Consider the following 21898-nt stretch of genomic DNA (forward strand, 5'->3'; position numbering starts at 1 on the left):
GCTTGGGGAGCTAGGTAAGAAAACCAGGGTCGCAGCCCCAAGAATTGTTTTAGCTTGGGGAGCTAGGTAAGAAAAGAAGGGTCGTAGCCCCAAGAATTGTTTTAGTTTGGGGAGCCAGGTAAGAAAAACAGGGTCGTAGCCCCAAGAATTGTTTTATCTTGGGGAGCCAGGTAAGAAAACCAAGGTCGCAGCCCCAAGATTTGTTTTGGTTTGGGGAGCCAGGCAAGAAAAGCGAGAGCGTGCCCCCAAGAATTGTTTTGGCTTGGGGGAACCAGCCCAGAAAGCAGGGGCACGCCCCCAAGAATTGTTTGAGCTTGGGGAGCTAGGCCAGAAAATCAGGGTCGCAGCCCCAAGAATTGTTTGAGCTTGGGGAGTCAGGTAAGAAAAGCAGGGGCACAGCCCCAAGAATTGTTTGAGCTTGGGGAGCTAGGTAAGAAAAGTGGGGTCGCGTCCCCAAGAATTGCCGGAGCTTGGGGAGCTAGGCAAGAAAACCAGGGGCGCAGCCCCAAGAATTGTTTTAGGTTGGGGAGCCAGGCCAGAAAACCAGAGTCGCAGCCCCAAGAATTGTTTTAGTTTGGGGAGCTAGGCCAGAAAACCAGGGTCGTAGCCCCAAGAATTGTTTTAGCTTGGGGAGCCAAGTAAGAAAATCAGGGTCACAGCCCCAAGAATTGTTTTAGGTTGGGGAGCCGGGCAAGAAAAGCGTGGGCGCAGCCCCAAGAATTGCCGGGGCTTGGGGAGTCAGGTAAGAAAACCAGGGGCACAGCCCCAAGAATTGTTTTAGCTTGGGGAGCCAAGTAAGAAAATCAGGGTCACAGCCCCAAGAATTGTTTTAGGTTGGGGAGCCGGGCAAGAAAAGCGTGGGCGCAGCCCCAAGAATTGCCGGGGCTTGGGGAGTCAGGTAAGAAAACCAGGGGCACAGCCCCAAGAATTGTTTTAGCTTGGGGAGCCAGGTAAGAAAACCAGGGTCGCAGCCCCAAGAATTGTTTGAGCTTGGGGAGCCAGGTAAGAAAAGCGTGGTAGCACCCCCAAGAATTGTTTTTGTTTGGGGAGCTAGGGCAGAAAACCAGGGTCGTAGCCCCAAGAATTGTTTGAGCTTGGGGAGCTAGGCCAGAAAATCAGGGACGCAGCCCCACGAATTGTTTTATCTTGGGGAGCCAGGCAAGAAAAGCGTGGGCGCAGCCCCAAGAATTGTTTGAGCTTGGGGAGTCAGGCGAGAAAAGCGAGGGCACGCCCCCAAGAATTGTTATGGCTTGGGGGCAACAGACCAGAAAGCGTGGTCGTGCCCCCAAGAATTGCCGGGGCTTGGGGAGCCAGGCCAGAAAAGCAGTAGCGCAGCCCCAAGAATTGATCTGGGTTGGGGGTTCCGTCAAGAAAACCAGGGACGCAGCCCCAAGAATTGTATTATCTTGGGGAGCCAGGCAAGAAAAGCGTGGTCGCAGCCCCAAGAATTGTTTGAGGTTGGGGAGCTAGGCCAGAAAACCAAGGTCGCAGCCCCAAGAATTGTTATGGCTTGGGGGGGCCAGCTCAGAAAACCAGTAGCGCGCCCCCAAGAATGGATATGCCGATATGCCGATAAGCCCTCTAAACTTGAAAGAAAGGGGGCTGTTATGATAAACTGTCTGTGGATTATGAGCTATTATGGGGATTTCACATAAGTGAAGTGTTCGAAATAGAAAGACAAAGGAGTATCTGTTGTGGAATTATCAATTATATATTTGTCGACAGAAGATAATAAAGAAGAAAAAGCAACCATAGAAAGCATTGCTGCAGAGGCGAAGAAGATAAATGGAGATATCGAGCTTTTGGTTGCAACGGAGCTAAAGCAGGACATAAGATCACTTTTGCCCCAGAATGTAACAGTTCAGCAAGTAGACGTTGAGGAGCAAGATGACAATGAAATCATTCTTGCTGCAATGAATAAAATAGATGGAGAATGGTTTACCGTCATGCGAGGCGGTGATACCTGTGAAGAAGGTCTTCTAGCAAAGGCGAAAAGCGAGGCGAACGCACATAAAGAGTATGCCATCATAATGCCGAAGAAGTTCTGGCCGAATAAAGCAACAACGCCATTTGCAAAAACCATGTCCAAGCGAGAAGTGGTGTATTTAAATCTGACAAAGCGATATGCAATACATCCTTTTTTTATGGAAGGAACCTTTTTCAAAAAGAGCTTATTAGAACATATAAAATATCGTCCGGAATTGGGAATGGAAGCAGAACGAGATTTTTGCTTACGAGCCTGCGTAAAAGAAAAGAAAATGATATTTTTGCAGATGCAAAAGTTTCATTTGGCGAAGTTCACCGAAGGAGAGAAGGTATACTATGAAGGAGTCTATAATCCGGATTGGTATAACAGATCCTTTACGGATTATTGGCTGCCATATCTTGAAGAATTTGAACAAGCCGGAGAACGAGTACCGACGGTGGTGCAATATGACTTTATGTTCTCAGTAGCAAGTCGATTGCTCTCTAATTGGAATAATCGAAATAAACATGTGATAGATGAGGAACAGGGAATGGAAACCCTGCGTCTGATTGGAAGATGCTTCGCCTATATCTCGGATGAAGTACTGTATAATGCACGAGAAGTAAAGGAGTGTTCCGTTCCAAATTCATTAAAATGGATATATGGAACCTGGAAGAATGGAAAAGACTTTACCTTTGATAAGCATTATCTGATGGGAGATATGTATTATGGCGCATCAAGCGTAAGTCTAGATCAGGTCTGTGAAATGGCAACGAATATTGTCTTCATGGATTATGATGGAGAATATCTGGAAATTGATGGTTCCGTACATCCGATTTTGTATAGCATGGCGGATAGCGTATACTTTGTAGCCGGCACAGAAAAGTATAAATTAAAATATAACCAGCGCTACAGCATTAACAAAGTATTCGGAATTAGTTTATATAAGGCACATTCGTTCCATGTGTCGATACCAATCAGTAGCATTTTAAAGGGACATCTCTTTTGCTTTGCCAATTTTGGAGAAGAGACCGTGAAGATTCACTTCTCATATGAGTCGCATTTTAGCCGTATGAGTGGACGATTTGAGAACAGTTATTGGCGCTTTGGAGAAGACAAAGAATATATCATGACCAAGTCAGAAGACGGTCTTTTGGTTAAGAAGGATACGGCAAATGGCTGGAAGAAGCAAGAGCGGGCACTGATCAAAGAGATGCGCGCACAAAAGAGAAAGAGAGAATATATCTTTATTGCTGTGCGAAAAGCATATTTTATGGCGAAACCGTTTTTGAAGAGAAAGCCAATCTGGATGTATCTGGATAAAATTTATAAGGCAGGAGATTCTTCGGAATATCTGTATCGCTATGCATGTGCGCAAAACGATGATATCAAGCATTATTATCTGGTGGATAAAAAGTCGGCAGACTATGAAAGACTGAAAAAAGACGGCTATAAGCCACTTGTTCGAGGCAGTATAAAGCACCGTTTGATTTTCTTGCTGGCAGATATGATGGTAATATCGAATTCGACCGTATTTGCATTTAATGATTTTAGAATGATGCAATCAAGTTATGTGCGTGATTTGACAGATTTTCATGTCTGTTGTGTACAACATGGAATGTCCGTGCAAAAGATTGCAGTTGCGCAGAATCGTTTGCGAGATAATATCCGGCTGTATTTTTGCGCATCCAAATATGAGATTGAGAACTTAAGCCGACCGGTATATAACTATGCGGGAATGGATATCCTAAAGCTGACAGGAGTCCCACGCTATGATGGCCTTGTGAATCGAGATAAGAAACAGATTTTAATCAGCCCGACCTGGAGAATGCAGGCGGCAGCGCCGGTTCGTAAAAGTGAGAGTCAGCAAAGGGATTACAACCCGATGTTTAAGGAAAGCTCTTACTATAAAGTCTATAATGCACTGATCAACCACCCAAGATTGATTGAGGCGGCTAAGAAATACGGCTATCGAATTGCATACGTATTGCATCCAATCGTAAGTGCGCAGTTAAAAGATTTTGAGAAAAATGATATGGTAGATATCATCCCATCTGTAGGCGATTTTAGTTATGAGAAGATGTTTTGCGAATCAAGTCTTATGGTCACGGATTATTCCGGTGTACAGTTCGACTTTGCATATATGAGAAAACCGGTTGTCTATCTGCATCATGAAGATATTCCGCAGCATTATGAAGAAGGCAGTTTCTTCTATGATACGATGGGATTTGGCGAAATTGTGCGCAATAACGAACAGCTCGTCGATTTGTTATGCGAATATATGGAAAATGGATGCCAGATGAAACCGGAATACGTAGCACGAGCAGATGATTTCTTCTATTACAATGATCACAATAACTGTGAGAGAATCTATCAGACCATGCTAGAGTATCAGGAGAATCATATACGTCATACCGGAAGAGAATTCAGCGTGCGTCCTAACGATGCTGCAATCAAAAATTTTGATAACCGCAAGCATAGCCTTAAGGAAGTTAATAATCTTTTATCTTCCTACCAAAAGCTGGTACAGCGTAAGCGAATTACCGATCGATATTATGAAGAATCATTGGATGAAAAAGCCATATTGCTCTTGGGCTTAGGACACAATGTGCGCGGAAACCTGCAGTATATATTAAATGAGTTAAATAGCAATGATGAGTTCAAAGAATATCGGATGTACGTTCGAACGAATGAAAGTACGCAAGAAATTGTAAAAGAGTATATCCGTAATAATCATTGGACGCGTACAGAGCCTGTACTAGAAGAACGTCAATACTCCATCCTGATGGAGTCTGCAAAGTATCTGATTACGGAAGTATTCTTCCCGCAAGGCTGGGTAAAGAAGCCGGGACAGGTGGTCATTAATATCTGGCACGGAACGCCGCTTAAGAAATTGGGACTTGCCAAGAATTCGAAGAATGCACACCGAAACGGAATCACGCAAAAGAACTTCATAGAAGCGGATTATCTGCTGTATCCAAATGAATATACAAGGGATAATATGCTTCGTTCCTATAAGGTGCAAAACCTGATGAACGGAAAAGCGCTCCTGCTTGGTTATCCAAGAACCGGTGGAATATTGGAAAATATGGCAGGTGATATGACACAGCTAAAACAGATTCTAGCACCGAATGGCGAACGAATCTTTGCTTATATGCCGACTTGGAAGGATTACTTAAAAGAAGAAAAAGTGGTAGCAGAGTCAAAGGAATTGCTGGATTATATTGATGCGAATTTGCCGTCAGATTGTATCTTGTATGTAAATCTTCATCATAAAGTAAGCGATTTTATTGATTACGATTCCTATACAAGAGTGAAAAAATTCCCGCCAAATGTAGACAGTTATGCACTGCTTGCAGCAACACAAGCCCTGATTACGGATTATTCAAGCGTGTTTTACGATTATCTGGCAACCAGAAAGCATATCATCTTGCATTGTGGTGATTATGAGTTATATGCGAAAAAGCGTGGAACTTATATGAATCTGATGGACCTTCCATTTGATAAAGCTGCGACGAAAGAAGAAGTATTAGCTTGCATGTTGCAGCCGAAAAATTATGATGATGAAAAAGCATACCAACTCTTTAATGCCTATGATTCAAAAGAGAATGCTAAGAAGTTATGTCGACTGTTCCTTGGAGATGAGTCAGGGCTAAATCTTGAAACCATTGAGCACGATCAAAGAAAGCGTATCTTGTTGTATACCGACCGCGCTTCTGATGAAGAAGAAAGAGATATGATGGCACAGTTTGCAGCCGGTTATCATAGTGAAGCGCAGGAACTGTATTTTAGTTGTGCGAGAAATCGGATCAAACCTTTTAGAAAAGAGATTTATCCATTGTTCTTTGAACATTCGGTTATCGGTGTAGAAGAAGAATCGTTCCTGACAGTGCGTGTACAGGAGTTGTTAAAGCTTTACGAAGAAGGTAAGGTTGCATTTGAGGATATCAAGAAATTTGTATTATATGATTTTGCGCTGGATGCTAAGAGAATGTATGGTTCGGCTGCATTTGATGTAATCATCTTGTATGATGTGGATGACGCATCGAAATTGTTCTCTCTGACAACGATGCCGGGAGTAAAGGTATTGCTTATAAGTAAGGCAATGAGACAAGCGCTAGAGTCGGGCGATCGTGTATTTAGAGCAGCCTTTGACTATGCGAAGTCTAGAAGCATGGGAGTGTATGCCTTAGAGGAACAAGAAAGTGATGATAAAATCACTTATATCAAGAATGTAGATGAATTTGTGCAGGTTGTAGACCGGGCTTGTGAAGAAGGAGAGTATTTATGAAAAAGGTAATTACATACGGAACATTTGATTTATTGCATTATGGACATATCAACCTTTTACGTAGAGCAAAAGAGCTGGGAGATTATCTTATCGTGGCATTGTCTACGGATGAGTTTAACTGGAATGCAAAGCAAAAGAAATGCTATTTTACTTATGAGGAACGCAAGCAGATGCTAGAAGCAATTCGCTATGTGGATCTTGTAATCCCGGAGGAGAACTGGGAGCAGAAGGTTAGCGATGTAAAAGAATTCCGTGTTGATACATTTGTAATGGGTAATGATTGGGAAGGCAAGTTTGACTTCTTAAAAGAACAGTGTGAAGTGGTATATCTCGAAAGAACTCCGGAGATTTCCACAACACAGATTAAAAGCGATTTGAACCGGAAATAATATGAAATATGAAAGAATATTAAAAGCAGGAATAAAATCATTAAACTGCCTGTATGGCATTATGAAAAAGGCTCCTACGAAGAATCGGATGCTGTTTATCTCACGTCAATCGGACAAGCCGTCCTTTGAGTTTGAGATGATTGCAAAAAAGATGCGCAAGAAGGATCCTGATTTACAAGTGCTTATGTTATGTAAGACTTTGCCGGGGGGAGTAAACTCTTCGGTGAAGTCGAAACTAAGCTATGGATGCCATATGTTAACGCAGATGCGTGCAATTGCAACCTCCAAGCTGGTGGTGTTGGATTCTTATTGTATTCCGATCAGTTTGTTTGAACACAAGAAGACACTCAAAGTGGTGCAGATGTGGCATTCGATGGGAACGATGAAGAAGTTCGGATATCAGATTTTGAACCAAGCAGAAGGATCTTCTTATGAGCTGGCTCATCTGATGCGTATGCATAAGAATTACGATGCAATCTTTTGCGCCGGAGAAGGCTACCGCCACTATCTTGCAGAAGGATTTGGGTATCCGGATGAAGCGGTGACGATTATGCCGCTTCCGCGTATGGATCTCCTTTTGGATAAAGACTATGGCGCAAAGAAAAAAGAAGAAATTATAAAGCATTATCCGAAACTGGCTGAAAAGCCGGTTGTTTTGTATGTTCCGACTTTTCGGAAGGAGGAAGGAGCATTTCAAAAGGCTTTGAATGATATGGTAAATGGCTGGGATGATGCATTCAATCTGGTGGTCAAAAAGCACCCGCTTTCGCAAGTGGAAATTGGGGATGGGAAGGTGCTGACTTGTCCGGAATATTCTTCTTTTGATTTGCTCTTTGCAGCGGATTATGTGATTAGTGATTATTCTTGTATCATTTATGAGGCGGCAATTATGGAAAAGCCGCTGTATTTTTATAATTTTGATTTTGATTTGTATGAAGATCTGCGTGGATTGAATCTGGATTATCTTAAGGAATTGCCGGGATGTATCAGTGCGGACTTTACCCAGATCATGGATGCGATAAGGAGCGGGCAGTATGACTATGATCGGCTAAGGCGCTGGCGTGACACTTATGTCAAGATGACGCCTCATGCCACGCAAGATATTGCAGACTTTTTAGAGAAGATGCTATAGGAGGAATTATGCTCACTATTCATAAGATTTATTGGGAACGTGTTAATGTTCACTTTGTATTTGACCGGTCGGTTGAGGGAGCTTCTTTTTGTTTGACGGATGGAAAGGTGACCATTGCGCTGATTGGTAAGGAAAATGAGCTGGCATTTAACATATCGAATACACCCGGTGGGGAAATGCTTGATAAAGGCACCTGGAGGATTCTATATGAGAATACGCCGGTGACGGTTGCATATGAATTCTTATCAAAGCTTGGAGATAAGTCTAGAATCTTTCCATACAATGGGAATAAGAAAGCGTATCTGGTGCAGTTTTCGCTGGAAGAAGAGGAAGATGGAGAAGCGTTTGTGATTCGCACGAACTTTATGGTTGAGAATCGTTATTACAAGCGTTTTCGTTCTTGTACGGAAAATGCAACGCTCAAAGGAAAGTGTGCGACGATTGCCAAAAACATTTATATAAAGCTGCTTCGCTGCGAGTATGCGTTATGCTATGCATTTGCACGAAACCAGGACAAGACGGTGCTGTTTTTTACGGAAAATGGGGAGCAGTTAAGTGGCAATCTAAAAGCACTTTATGAGACGGATATGCCGGGATATCGCAAGGCAGTCTATGCGATTAATACATTTAGCGATGAAAATCATGGACTTGCGATTCGAGCGCGACATGCCATTCGTCAGGTGGCGATGCTGGCAAAGGCGAATCTTATATTTGTTGATAATTATGTGCCGGTGCTTTCCCTGGTGCCACTAAAAAAGACCACGCGTCTGGTGCAGCTATGGCATGCCGGAGTCGGATTTAAGGCAGTTGGTTATGCAAGGTTTGGGATGAATGGTTCTCCGCATCCTTATGTATCTTGTCATCGCAGATATACGGATGTCATTGTGGATCGGGAAGAATTGACAGATATATACAGTGAAGTATTTGGCTGCGATCCAGAGAAGTTCAAAGCGCTGGGCATGCCAAGACTTGACGGCTATTTAAGTCATAAGACCATCGAGCAGGTGACGCAGCGGTTATATGAGAAGAATCCTTTATTAAAAGAGTGCAAGGTGATCTTGTTCTCCCCGACTTTTCGTGGGAAGGGAAGCAGTAATGCATATTGGGATTATTCCAAGCTGGATCTAGAGCGGCTTGCGGAGTATTGCAGACAACAAAAGGCTTTGTTTATCGTGAAGATGCATCCGTTTGTTCAGGAAGCCATCAGCATTCCGAAGGAATGTCAAGATGTGATTTGGGATTGGTCGGATGCAGATATTAATGAGCTTATTTATGTTGCGGATATTATGATTACGGATTATTCTTCCTGTGTTTATGAGTATTCGTTATTTCAGCGGCCACTCATCTTTTATCGTTATGACAAGGCAATCTATGAATACCAAAGACCGATGCATACCTTGGATCTGTTTACAAAAGAGCAGTATGAGGCGACGACATTTGACGAATTGATGGATGTGCTGTCCGGGATTCAGGTATCGGTATCGGAACGATTTGCTCATATGTCGCAGGATACGGACAGGCAGATCTGCCGCAGTATAGTTGATTGGTATACAAAATAAGGCTATAATTGGCTAAGAGATAAGCTCATAGGAGGAACGCAGCTATGTTATTAGAAAGTATGAACGATGCAGTGCTTCAACAAGACTTAGAAGATATTGCGCGCAGCGATATTGATTTTCGCAAGATGCAAGGTGCTGTCATCTTAGTTACGGGCGCTACCGGACTGGTGGGTTCGACTGCGGTAAAGGCATTGGCCCTTGCCAATCGGGAGCAGGACTTACATCTTACGATTCGTCCGCTGATTCGTAATGAACAGAAGGCTCGCGCGATGTATGGTCAGCTTTGGGATAGAGATTGCATTCAGCCGGTGGTTGCCGATATTACAAAGGAGCTATGCGTGGAAGGTGATGTGGATTACATCATTCATGGAGCCAGCGTTACGGCTTCTAAGACCATGGTGACAAGACCGGTAGAAACAATTGATATTGCGCTTATGGGTACGAAGAATATACTCGAACTTGCCAAAGAAAAGAAGACGAAGAGTGTGGTATATCTTTCGTCTATGGAGGCTTTTGGTGTGACAGATCCTTCTTTGGACTGTGTTAGAGAAGAGAATCTGGGCTATGTGGATGTTACCAATGTGAGAAGTTGTTATCCGGAAGGCAAGAGAATGTGTGAACTCATGTGTGCATGCTATGCAGCAGAGTATCAGGTGCCGGCCAAGGTAGCGCGTCTGGCGCAAACGTTTGGAGCCGGCGTTCCAAAAGAAGATGGTCGTGTCTTTGCACAATTTGCCAAAAGTGCGATGGCGGGCGAAGATATTGTCCTTCATACCAAGGGGGAATCAACCGGTAATTATTGTTACACGGCAGATTGTATCCGTGGCATTTTGACGATTTTGTTAAATGGAGTAGACGCAGAGGTCTATACCGTTGCGAATCCTTCTACGGCAATTAAGATCAAGGATCTTGCGCGTCTGGTGGCAGATACCATTTCGGATGGAAAGAGCAACGTGGTATTTGATATTCCGGAAGGAAATGCATTTGGTTATGCTCCGGATGTGGCGATGCATCTTAATTCGGATAAATTACAATCTCTTGGATGGAAGCCGCGTGTGGACCTGCCGGAGATGTTTGAAAGACTTTGTGAGAGTTTTCGCCAGCAGGGAATTTAACTCAGTCGGAGTACAAGCTCCGACTGAGTTAAATGCTCCGCGAGGATGCGCACGGATTCGGACAGGAATTTGTCTGCTGAAGCAGACCCGAATCCGGCGCGCAAGACTCGCGAGCGAGTCTTGACTTAACGATATAAGGGAAAGGAAGTAGGATATGATGATATCAGCTATGTTATTTGCCGGAGGAAGCGGAACGCGAATGGGCGCTTCGGCAGATGTGCCAAAGCAGTTTTTGGAAATAGAAGGAAAGTCCATTATTATCAGAACCATGGAGCATTTTGAGAATCATCCGTTGGTGGACAAGATTGTAGTGGCTTGTAAGGCAGATTGGATTGATGAACTGAAAAAGCAAATCAAGCATTTTGGAATTACCAAGGTGGAAGATATCGTGCCGGGTGGTGCAAATGGATTTGAATCCATTCACAATGGTGTTGTGCGTGTTGCCGAATATTCTAAGGATGATGACATCATCTTGATTTGTGATGGAGTGCGTCCGATGCTATCAGAAGAATTGATTGATAATTGCATCAAATATACCAAGAAGTATGAGACGGCTGTGCCGGTAACACCGAGTATTGATTCGTTATTATATTCGGAAGATGGTGATACCTGTAACAAGAGTTATAAGAGAAGCTCTATGTATATCACGCAGGCGCCACAAGGTTATACGATGAAGAAGATTCTGTGGGCGCATGAAGAAGCTGAGAAGAGAGGAATCCTTAATCCGGTATCTTCAAGTGAGCTTATGATTGAACTTGGCGAATCGGTTCATCTGTATCAGGGTGAGCGTAACAATATTAAGGTTACAACGCCGGAGGATATGCATACGCTTCGTTCTTATTTTTATTATGAGCGTTATCGGACATTTGCAAAAGAAGTTATGAAATACGGATTTTAACTCAGTCGGGGTACAAGCACCGACTGGGTTAAACGCTCCGCGAGGATGCGCACGGATTCGGACAGGAATTTGTCTGCTGAAGCAGACCCGAATCCGGCGCGCAAGACTCGCGAGCGAGTCTTGACAAAAAGCTGCGTAAGATGAAGTGATTTCACCTTGCGCAGCTTTTTGCTTATGCTAAGTTGACTTGTATATCAGTGGACTTAGTCCATTTGTGTTTTTTGTTTGCGGTTACTTTGAAGGAGCGGCAACTGCCTCTTGTCTGATCAATACAATTTGCTTTTCCTTTCTTACAGTACACCGTGTTTTTGGTGACTTTTACTTTGCCAAATCGTCCGCTTGTACTATATCCTTTTACATATATGCCATTTCGATTTCCGTAAATAAGGTTATTCTTAACGGTGATGACAGATGACTTCATCGCGGCAGGTGCCTTTCCGTTATTTTGAATATGCACCGCAATGGTATAGGAAGCATTATCTGTCTTTCTGGTTGCATCTGTTCGAATCTTGTTACCGGATATGGTTCCGTTAATTACATTAAAGAACTGAATTGCCTCAGAGGTTGTGGAGTGTAACACATTATTCTTAATCACGATATTTTTGTGATATTTCGATGGGCAACTAGCATGATAGTTGACGCCGATTGCGCGTGCTCCGTACACGGTGTTGTTGATGATTTTGATGTTTTTACAGGTCTGTCCTTTTACATATTTTGCACCGTAGGCAGCTACTTTAGGGGCGGTTGCCTTAGTTGAGACATCAATCTGAATCTGTTCTTCCTTGCAGTTTTTTGGGTTGCTACCGATTGCACGTACGGTACAATTCTTGATGGTAACATTGCTACAAGCAATAATTTCAATCGAGTGTCCGCTGAAGTTGGCATTCACATCAATGCCATCCAATGTAATATTGCTTGCAAATGCGAACTGGAACATACTTCCTTTTCGACCGCCATCATCCGGGCTTCGCCAGGTTCCACCTTTGATTGTAAGATTCTTAATCGCTTTTGTCGGATTGGTCATCATGACATAGGTATTTGGCTTCATAGTGATGGTTGATCCGGTAGCGTTGATGGTCTTGTTGCTGGTCGGAATCAGTGGTCCGTTGATATGAAAATCGGATCCAGAAGGTATATTAATTGTCAATTTACCTGATTTGCTAAGCAGATAATTGAGCCATTTGTAGTTTTGGTTACTGTCTTCAGAAGGGTGGTAGGTCACCGTATTAGAATTTGTGTAGGTTGCTATAATATTATTATTGTACGTGACGGTATCTCCGGCTTGTGCGGCATGTACCGGACGAATGCTAAAAATAAGCCACACAGCGCATAAGGCAATAACTGCAATCGTTATACGACGAAGCTGTGTGCGTACATACTGTTGTTGAATCGCTAAATTGGTATTCATAATCATTCCTCCTAAATTTAGATACGGTACTAATTTACCATACAATGCAGGGTTGTGCAAGAAGTGAGTCGTGAAACTTTTATAAACAATATAGGCTGTCAAATTATGGTGGCAGGGAAATTCGGTTAAGGAATGGAATTAGAAATGGTATAATATAAGAGCATATTACATTAGAAAATCAATGAAAGGGAGTTATTATGAGGGGATGCAAGCGAATGATTGGGGCACTTTTATGTGCAGGATTACTGCTGGGCGGCCCGGCAAATGCAGATGCGTATACAGTTAGCAATCTGGTCGGAAGTAATGTCACAGGAGCTTATGATACGAGCAGCAAAGTGGTGACGCTGAATTCGTCTGAAGGAACGTTGGATGCGAGTGCTTTTTCTTCTAGCATGTTGTTAGAGGATATTGGGGATTTGATCGCGGTTCAGATGGACGCAGCATCTCAAACAATGTATCTTCCGGCGGACAGTGATTCGATATTCATGGATGCGACCAACCTTAAGACAGTCGATACTACCGGCTGGGATACGAGCAATGTTACGAGGGTTTGCAATATGTTCTGGGAGTGCAATAGTCTTACGAGCATTGATATGAGTGGTTTTGATTTAAGCAAAGTGACGGATGCATCGGATATGTTATATGGTTGCGATGCATTAGAAGTGATTCAGACGCCGAAGAAGTCTGCCCAGGTTGCAATCGAACTGCCGTATCTATATGCCTCGAGCAATGGAACGGTGTATCATTCGATCCCAGCCAATCTTAATAAGAGCGTTACGCTTACAAAAGCGGCGCTTACGAATGCGACGATTTCATTACAAAAGTCTTCGTATGCTTATACCGGCAAGGAAATCAAGCCGGACGTTACAATTAAGGTCGGTGGCTATACGCTTAAGCAGGGCACAGATTATGTGCTTAGCTATGTGGATAACATCAAGGTTGGAACAGCTAGCGTGAGAATCTCTTGTATCGGTGATTTTAGTGGGATGGCGACGAAGACATTTGCCATCACAAAGGCTGCCAATCCTATGAAGGTGCACAAAAAGACCATCACAGTAAAGGCTTCTAAGCTCAAGAAGAAGGCGGTTAAGAAAAAGGCACTTACGGTATCCAAAGCTGCCGGTACTGTTACGTTCCAAATGAAATCGGGCAATGCGAAAATCAAGGTTAGCAAAAAGAACGGTAAAATTACGCTCAAGAAGAATCTGAAGAAGGGTACATACAAGGTGAAGGTGGTCGTGAAGGCTGTCGGGAATGATTGTTATAAGGCGAAGAAGGTAGTGAAGACGGTAAAGGTAAAGGTGAAGTAGAAGGGGGTTAGGATAGATCGCGCCTCCAAGAAAAGAATTGCCGGAGCTTGGGGGTCCCGTCAAGAAAAGCGGGTGCACAGCCCCAAGAATTGTTATAGCTTGGGGAGCTAGGCCAGAAAACCAGGGTCGCAGCCCCAAGAATTGTTATGAGTTGGGGAGCCAGGTAAGAAAACCAGGGTCGCAGCCCCAAGAATTGTCGTTGTTTGGGGAGTTAGGCAGGAAAACCAGGGTCGTGCCCCCCTAAGAATTGTTATGGCTTGGGGGCACCAGGCCAGAAAGCGTGGTCGTGCCCCCAAGAATTGTTTGAGCTTGGGGAGCCGGGCAAGAAAAGCGAAGCGTCACCCCCAAGAATTGTCAGAGTTTGGGGAGCCAGTCCAGAAAACCAGGGGCATAGCCCCAAGAATTGTTTTTGGTTGGGGGGCTCGTCAAGAAGAGCGGTGCGCAGCCCCAAGAATTGTTTGAGCTTGGGGAGCTAGGCCAGAAAACCAGAGTCGTAGCCCCAAGAATTGCCGGAGCTTGGGGAGCCAGTCCAGAAAATCAGGGTCGCAGCCCCAAGAATTGCCGGAGCTTGGGGAGCCAGGTAAGAAAACCAGGGTCGCAGCCCCAAGAATTGCCGGAGCTTGGGGAGCCAGGTAAGAAAACCAGGGTCGTAGCCCCAAGAATTGTCAGAGTTTGGGGAGCTAGTCCAGAAAACCAGGGTCGTAGCCCCAAGAATTGTCGGCGCTTGGGGAGCTGGGTAAGGAAACCAGGGTCGTAGCCCCAAGAATTGTCGGCGCTTGGGGAGCTAGGCAAGAAAAGCGTGGTCGCAGCCCCAAGAAGAAGTTGATACTGCCGATAATAGCCCAAATAAGGCAAATGTTATAAGCTGAATAAAAATGAAAAATTGACAAATAACGGGAAAAAACGTACACTTAATACATTGAACAAATAAAAATATTAAACCCGGTCGAAATATTGGTTTATCGACCGGGTTCACGTTATGCATAGGAATATATTGATTGATTAAGGGAGAATAATGGAGAAAATTAAAGTATCAGTTATCATTCCGGTATATAATGGGGAAGCGTTTTTGGCAGAATGCATGGATAGTGTGATCGGCCAGACTTTACAAGAGATTGAAATAATTGTCGTTGATGATGGATCGACGGATTCTACGAATCAAATACTTGAGAATTATAGCAAACAAGATGAGCGGATTACGATTTTGCATCAGGAGAATCAGTATGCCGGAACAGCAAGAAATTATGGTATGAGTATTGCAAAGGGTGAATATCTTGTTTTTTGGGATGCAGATGATTATTTTGAATCGACTGCGCTAGAATGTATGTATAAGCAGGCAGTGAAAGACCATGCGCAGATATGTGTGTGTGGAGTTAATCATTTTTCTATGGATTCCCAAAAGCTATCGCCTGCGAATAATTATGTGAAGAAGAAAATGCTTCCGGACAATCGGCCGTTTAATAGAGAAGATATTCCTGGGTATATTATGAATTTTGCGACGGCGCATCCATGGAATAAGTTATTTGAAAAAAAATTTGTAGATGAATCAGGAATAAAATTTCACACCACAAGAAATGGAAATGACCTGTTTTTCACGCAAAATCTAATCTGTATGGCACAGAGAATAACAGTTGTGGAAAAGCATCTAATCAATTATCGAGTGGATCAAAAGGGGAGCTTGTTCGGAGGATTGACCAAGGCGCCACTTACTCCGATTTATAATTGGGTAGCAACCAGAGAATCACTGATCGAACATGGCGTTTATCCTGAGCAAAGTTTCTTTAACAAGATACTAGGAACACTTGTGTATTTTTTAAGAAATATAACGGAGTGGAAAGCATTTGAAGAAACGGTGGAATATTTACAGAAAGAAGGCTGTGAGAAGCTCGGAATAAGGGAACAGGATGAGGACTACTATTACGTAAGCTGGCACAGAGGATTTGTAGAGGCACTTTTGCATCAGACACCACAAGATGTGCTCATGTATCTGGCTGGTCAAAGTTATAGACAGGTTAAGGCCAAGGGTGGCACCGTGGCTAGAAATAAAGTTCGCGATAAGGAAAGAAAAGAAACCATCAAGAAGTTGAAAGCGGAATTGAATGCGCAATCAAAGGAGCTTGAGGAAATAAAGAAAACGCTGTTCTATCGCGCAGGAAGAAAGTTGGGACGAATGCCCAAATAATAAATAGATATAAGGAGCTAAAGAATGAAGATTGCAGTAGCAGGAACAGGATATGTTGGATTGTCCAACGCAATATTACTGTCACAACATAATGAAGTAACGGCAGTTGACCTGGTAAAAGAAAAGGTGGATATGATTAATCAGAGAATCTCTCCGCTTGTAGATGCCGAGATAGAGGATTATCTTGCACATAAGGAATTGAATCTGAAAGCTACAACAGACGGAGATAGTGCGTATAAAGATGCAGAACTTGTCATTATTTCCACACCAACGAATTATGATGATGAGCAAAATCATTTTGATACAACATCGGTAGAAGCAGTGATTGAGCAGGTAATGCGATGTAATAATGAATCTATTATGGTAATTAAGTCAACGGTACCTGTTGGATATACCGAATCTGTAAGAAAAAAATATAATACAAAAAGGATTATTTTCTCACCGGAATTCTTAAGAGAAGGAAAGGCTTTATATGACAATTTATATCCTTCAAGAATAATTGTAGGGGTTCCTGAAGATGAAGAAGGCAACGAAAAAGCAACGCAGGCTGCGCATACTTTTGCAAAGCTGTTGCAGGAGGGTGCAATCAAGGAAGAGATTGATGTACTGTTCCCGCATTTTACAGAGGCAGAGGCCATCAAGTTGTTTGCCAATACCTATCTGGCAATGCGAGTTGCATACTTTAATGAACTAGATACTTATGCGGAAATGAAGGGACTTGATGCAAGTCAGATTATTGCGGGAATTAGTTTGGATCCGAGAATCGGAAATCATTATAATAATCCTTCATTTGGTTATGGTGGATATTGCCTGCCAAAAGATACAAAGCAGCTCAAAGCGAACTTTACCGGCGTGCCACAGAACATTATGAGTGCAATTGTAGAGGCCAATCGAACAAGAAAAGAATATGTGGCAGATCGCATTATGGAACTTGCCAAGAAGAATAATGGTGGAAATGAAGATTATGTTATTGGAGTATATCGTCTTACCATGAAGGCCAATTCCGATAACTTTAGAAAGAGTTCGATTCAAGGTGTTATGAAAAGAATCGAGCATAAGAACAAGACGATTATTATTTATGAGCCAACACTAAAAGAAGCGGAACTTTTTGGACATGAAGTAGTACGTGATTTTGAAGAGTTTAAGAAGCGTTCGCATATTATTGTGGCAAATCGATACGAAGAGGCTCTTGAAAGTGTTAAGGATAAGCTTTATACAAGAGATATTTATTGCAGAGATTAATTTGAGGAGAAAGCATTCATGTATGATTATTTGGTAGTTGGCGCCGGACTGTATGGTGCAGTGTTTGCGCAACAAGCAAAGGAAAAAGGAAAATCAGTATTAGTAATCGATAAGCGATCTCATATTGCAGGAAATGTCTACACGGAAGAGGTAGAAGGTATTAATGTACATAAGTATGGAGCACATATCTTCCATACCAACCTTAAAGAAGTGTGGGAATATGTGAATCGATTTATAGAGTTTAATCGTTTTACCAATTCACCGGTAGCAAATTATAAGGGTGAATTATATTCTTTGCCTTTTAACATGTATACCTTTAATAAGATGTGGGGAGTTGTAACGCCGCAGGAAGCGCAAGAGAAGATTGCACAGCAAAGAAAAGAAGCAGGCATTACAGAACCTAAGAATCTAGAAGAGCAGGCAATCAGTCTGGTTGGAACCGATATCTATGAGAAGTTAATTAAGGGTTATACACAAAAACAGTGGGGAAGACCTTGTAATGAACTTCCTGCATTTATTATTAAGAGATTGCCGGTTCGATTAACATTTGATAATAATTATTTCAATGCCCTCTATCAAGGTATTCCAATCGGCGGCTATACCAAGTGGGTTGAAAATATGTTAGACGGTATAGAGGTTCGCTTAAATGAGGACTATCTAGAGAAAAAATCAGAGTATGATGCAATGGCTAAGACGGTTGTATATACAGGTCCGATTGATGCATACTTTGATTACAAGTTGGGAGTCTTAGAATACCGTTCGGTAAGATTTGATACGGAAGTGCTGGATATTCCGAATTTCCAGGGTAATGCAGCGGTTAATTATACGGACAGTGAAACCCCTTGGACAAGAATTATCGAGCATAAGTGGTTTGAATTCGGAACACAGCCTAAGACGGTAATCAGCCGAGAATATAGTTCCGAGTGGAAATTGGGGGATGAACCATATTATCCGGTGAATAATGAGAAAAATACAAGCTTATATCAGCAATATGCCAAGTTGGCACAAAAAGAAAGCAACGTCATCTTTGGAGGGCGCTTGGGAGAATATAAATATTATGATATGGACCAGGTAATTGCATCAGCATTAGAGAAATGCAATCAAATACTATAATAATTGAGAGCGAGAGGAAACCATATGAATTTATCTATTATATTATCCGTTCAAAACGACAATGTTGAGGAACTTCAAAAATCACTTGATAGTCTGTTGAATCAATCACTTGAGGACATTGAGCTATTATGTGTGGTGAAAAAAGGACTTGCAGATGTGCAAGGATGTGTTCAGGCATACAAGGAAAAAGACAGTAGAGTAGTATTACTTGAAAGCGAAGGAAATTGCCTCGGAGATTTTAGAAATACAGCACTAAAGAAGGCACAAGGCGATTATGTACTCCTTTTTGAGAGTGGAGACATCGTACTCGATTATGCGGTTGAGGCAGTGTACCATAAAGCAGTAAAATATAATACCGATGTTTTGCGTTTTATGACGGTAATATATGATGATGATAAGAAAATATATCGTAAATTTAGAGAGTATCTGCTTAGTGAGTTAAGACCGGGAGATGTTCATCGTAGTGTGAGCTTAGAAAAAGATTCGTTGTTGTATGACAAGGATTTTAATCATGAAGCATGGACGGGAATCTATAAAAGAGCATTTATTCAAGAGCAGGGCATTACATTTGGTTCGTATCCATATGGAATAGATCTTGATTTTTACTACCAGACGTTATTAAAGTCTTCAAATACAATGTATTGTATGGACCGGGTTGCGGTTCGTTCTTTGGATAAGTTGATAATTAGTAAGGATGTTGAATCCTTTAAGGGATATGCAGATGATTATGGTAAGACCATTAATTTTCTTCTTCAGAAAGTGGAAGATTTATGCATCGAATGCGGCTTAGAGAAGAAAAAGGTTGTGAACATTGTTAACCTTGAAATGAGACGATTCTTTGACTTGTGTATGAAATATTATAAGACGGTTGAAGAGGAAGGCTATCTGGATAATGATGCAGATCTAATCAATGCCGAGGAAAATGAAGATGAGCTTAGTGATGAGCAGGCAGAAGATCTTCAAAATTTATGGATCAAAGAGACAACAGAACGTTTCGCTCGGAAATACGAAGGAAAGTATAAAGAAGCGTTGTATCGCCATTATTTGATGAACGAAAAGAGACGAATAGATGGTTGTAATAAAGAATATGCGCTTCCTAAGAAATATAAGCTTTATCACAAACAGGTAGAAAAGCAACCAAAGGTAACGGTTGTTATTCCAACCATGAATGTAGAAGATTATCTGAATCTTGCTTTAGACAGCTTGACACATCAGACATTGGAAAAATGTGAATTCATCATATTGAATGATGGCTCGACAGATCATTCTATGGTAATTATGCAGGAATATGCGGCAGTTGATAAACGTTTTGTAATAGTGGATAAACCCAATTCCGGTTATGGTAATTCTATGAATATTGGTATTGATAAGGCACGTGGAGAGTATCTGGGAATTCTAGAACCGGATGATTTTGTGCCGGTTAAGATGTTCGAAGAATTATATCGTGTCTGTAAAATCAATGAGCTTGACTTTGTTAAGGCGGATTTTATTCGATTTACCGTTAATCCGGACGGAAGTCTGATGGAAAAATACAATCGGCTGACAGGGAAAAAGAAGTATTATAACAAGGTAATCAATACAAGTGAAGAACGTGAGACGTTTAAGTTTATCATGAACACCTGGAGCGGTATTTATAGTGTTGATTTCTTAAACAAGTATCAGATCAGACATAATGAGACACCGGGAGCGTCATATCAGGATAATGGATTTTATTTCCAGACATTTGCGCATGGTCAGCGTGTCATGTTTATAAATCGTCCATATTATATGAATAGACGAGATAATCCTAATTCTTCAATGTTTTCCAAGAAAAAAGAGCGTTGTATTACACAGGAGTATCAATTCATTGGAGAACTGCTGGAAAAACAAGGGATTAAAGAAACATATTCGGATATCTATTGGCGCAAGAAGTATGGCAATTTTATGATGACATATCGTCGATTGTCAGAGGATCTAAAACCAGGATATCTCCATCATATTTGTGATGAATTTAAAGATGCTGTCAACGATGGAACTGTAACGGAAGAAGTGCTTGGACTGCATGCATGGAAGCAGTTAAATGAGATTTTGGCAGATCCGGATGCGTTCTATGAAAAGCTGAGAGTTTCCGTGATTATTCCGGTATACAATGGTGCGAAATATATCGGTCAGTGCCTGGACACGATCTTGCTATGGAACGAGATTAGAATCGAAGTCATTGTAGTAGATGATGGTTCTACCGATAATACTGTTGAAATCATACGCGAGTATGAGGCTAAGGATAGCAGAGTAAAGGTGATTACACAGCAAAATGCCGGAGCGGGCGCAGCTAGAAATAATGGTCTGCAATATGCAAAGGGTGAGTATCTGTCGTTCCTTGATGCGGATGATTTCTTTGAATATGACATGCTTCGAAAAGCATATGATAGAGCATATACGTATGAGGCAGATGTGGTTGTCTTCCGTTCGGATGAATTTTATGAAAATACGCACCAGTATAGAGATATTCCATATACAATTAATGCCAACTTGCTACCTAAAAAGCGTCCATTTACAATGGATGAAGTGAGCCATGATGTGTTTAAACTCTGTGTTGGATGGGCGTGGGATAAATTGTTTAAGCGTGAATTTGTCTTGGAAAATCATCTGTTGTTCCAAGAGCAGCGAACCACTAATGATATGTTGTTTGTGTTCTCTGCACTTATTAAAGCGCAATCCATTGTAATCAATTCGGAGATTTTGGCGCATCATAGAAAAGTAGATGACAGTCTTTCGGTTACCAGGGAAAAGAGCTGGGATTGCTTTTATAAGGCTCTACTTGCGCTTCGTGAGCAACTTAAGACTTGGGGCTTATATGAAAGATATGAGCAGGATTTCATAAATTATTGTCAGCATTTCACCTTATGGAATCTAGAGTCCATTCAAGGAGAAGCTTACTTCAAACTGTATGAAAAGATTAAGAATGAATGGTTAGAGGAGCTTGGCGTTTATCATCATGAGGAGGACTATTTCTATAACCAATCCGAGTATGAGCGTTTACATCGTGTTCTGGAGTTGGATGCGCAAGATTATTTGTTCTTTATGCTAGAGCACCAAAAACAGATGGTAAAAGCTGAGAAATTGAAGAATTCACAAGCTAATAAGAACAAAGAAATAGAGATTAACAAAAAAGTTCTACTACATGAAAAGAAGCTGTATAAGAAGATGAAGAAGTTATCTTCTGAGAATAAAGAAAAGGAACCATCAGGAGCTAAGTCAAAAAAGAAGTCTTTCTGGGCAAGATTAAAAAAAGCATAAAAGAGAGGAGACATCTA

At 42.0% G+C, this 21898-nt stretch carries 12 protein-coding genes; 11 read left to right on the forward strand and 1 reads right to left on the reverse strand.

The genetic code is table 11. The features are described from left to right. Positions 1-1694 precede the first annotated feature (1694 nt). The 6 genes from BLS20_RS12645 to BLS20_RS12670 all read left to right on the forward strand — a co-directional run bounded on the left by BLS20_RS12645 (position 1695) and on the right by BLS20_RS12670 (position 11350). Complete coding sequence (locus BLS20_RS12645) at positions 1695-6257, forward strand: CDP-glycerol glycerophosphotransferase family protein (protein WP_090174726.1); 4563 nt, start codon at positions 1695-1697, stop codon at positions 6255-6257. After that, positions 6254-6646 (forward strand): glycerol-3-phosphate cytidylyltransferase, encoded by a 393-nt coding sequence (gene tagD / locus BLS20_RS12650; RefSeq protein WP_090174727.1) that lies wholly within the window; start codon positions 6254-6256, stop codon positions 6644-6646. The genes BLS20_RS12645 and tagD overlap by 4 nt, the downstream gene beginning before the upstream one ends. A gap of 1 nt (position 6647) precedes the next feature. Continuing rightward, positions 6648-7778 (forward strand): CDP-glycerol glycerophosphotransferase family protein, encoded by a 1131-nt coding sequence (locus BLS20_RS12655; protein WP_090174728.1) that lies wholly within the window; start codon positions 6648-6650, stop codon positions 7776-7778. 8 nt (positions 7779-7786) lie between these two features. Continuing rightward, the gene (locus tag BLS20_RS12660; RefSeq protein ID WP_090174729.1) at positions 7787-9337 is read left to right on the forward strand and encodes a CDP-glycerol glycerophosphotransferase family protein; all 1551 of its coding nucleotides are present in this window, start codon (positions 7787-7789) and stop codon (positions 9335-9337) included. A 44-nt stretch (positions 9338-9381) separates the two neighbouring features. Next, on the forward strand, positions 9382-10452 hold the full coding sequence (locus BLS20_RS12665; RefSeq protein ID WP_242870587.1) for an NAD-dependent epimerase/dehydratase family protein: 1071 nt from the start codon (positions 9382-9384) through the stop codon (positions 10450-10452). A 154-nt stretch (positions 10453-10606) separates the two neighbouring features. Continuing rightward, complete coding sequence (locus BLS20_RS12670; protein ID WP_242870588.1) at positions 10607-11350, forward strand: IspD/TarI family cytidylyltransferase; 744 nt, start codon at positions 10607-10609, stop codon at positions 11348-11350. Positions 11351-11522: 172 nt separating this feature from the next. On the opposite strand, the gene BLS20_RS12675 is transcribed toward BLS20_RS12670, so the two are convergent. Beyond that, positions 11523-12758: a glycoside hydrolase family protein gene (locus BLS20_RS12675; protein ID WP_090174730.1), complete on the reverse strand. Its 1236-nt coding sequence runs from the start codon at positions 12756-12758 to the stop codon at positions 11523-11525. Positions 12759-12973: 215 nt separating this feature from the next. Here BLS20_RS12675 and BLS20_RS12680 point away from each other — a divergent pair, with 215 nt between their 5' ends. From BLS20_RS12680 to BLS20_RS12705, 5 genes are all read left to right on the forward strand, one after another. Continuing rightward, positions 12974-14068: a BspA family leucine-rich repeat surface protein gene (locus BLS20_RS12680; protein WP_176762419.1), complete on the forward strand. Its 1095-nt coding sequence runs from the start codon at positions 12974-12976 to the stop codon at positions 14066-14068. Between the two features lie 1015 nt (positions 14069-15083). After that, on the forward strand, positions 15084-16250 hold the full coding sequence (locus BLS20_RS12690; protein ID WP_090174733.1) for a glycosyltransferase family 2 protein: 1167 nt from the start codon (positions 15084-15086) through the stop codon (positions 16248-16250). A gap of 24 nt (positions 16251-16274) precedes the next feature. Beyond that, positions 16275-17492: a nucleotide sugar dehydrogenase gene (locus tag BLS20_RS12695; protein WP_090174734.1), complete on the forward strand. Its 1218-nt coding sequence runs from the start codon at positions 16275-16277 to the stop codon at positions 17490-17492. Between the two features lie 18 nt (positions 17493-17510). After that, positions 17511-18605 (forward strand): UDP-galactopyranose mutase, encoded by a 1095-nt coding sequence (gene glf / locus BLS20_RS12700; protein WP_090174735.1) that lies wholly within the window; start codon positions 17511-17513, stop codon positions 18603-18605. A gap of 24 nt (positions 18606-18629) precedes the next feature. After that, complete coding sequence (locus tag BLS20_RS12705; RefSeq protein ID WP_090174736.1) at positions 18630-21881, forward strand: glycosyltransferase; 3252 nt, start codon at positions 18630-18632, stop codon at positions 21879-21881. The last annotated feature ends 17 nt before the right edge of the window (positions 21882-21898 follow it).

Source organism: Eubacterium oxidoreducens (assembly GCF_900104415.1).
Classification (GTDB): Bacteria; Bacillota; Clostridia; order Lachnospirales; family Lachnospiraceae; genus Eubacterium_C; species Eubacterium_C oxidoreducens.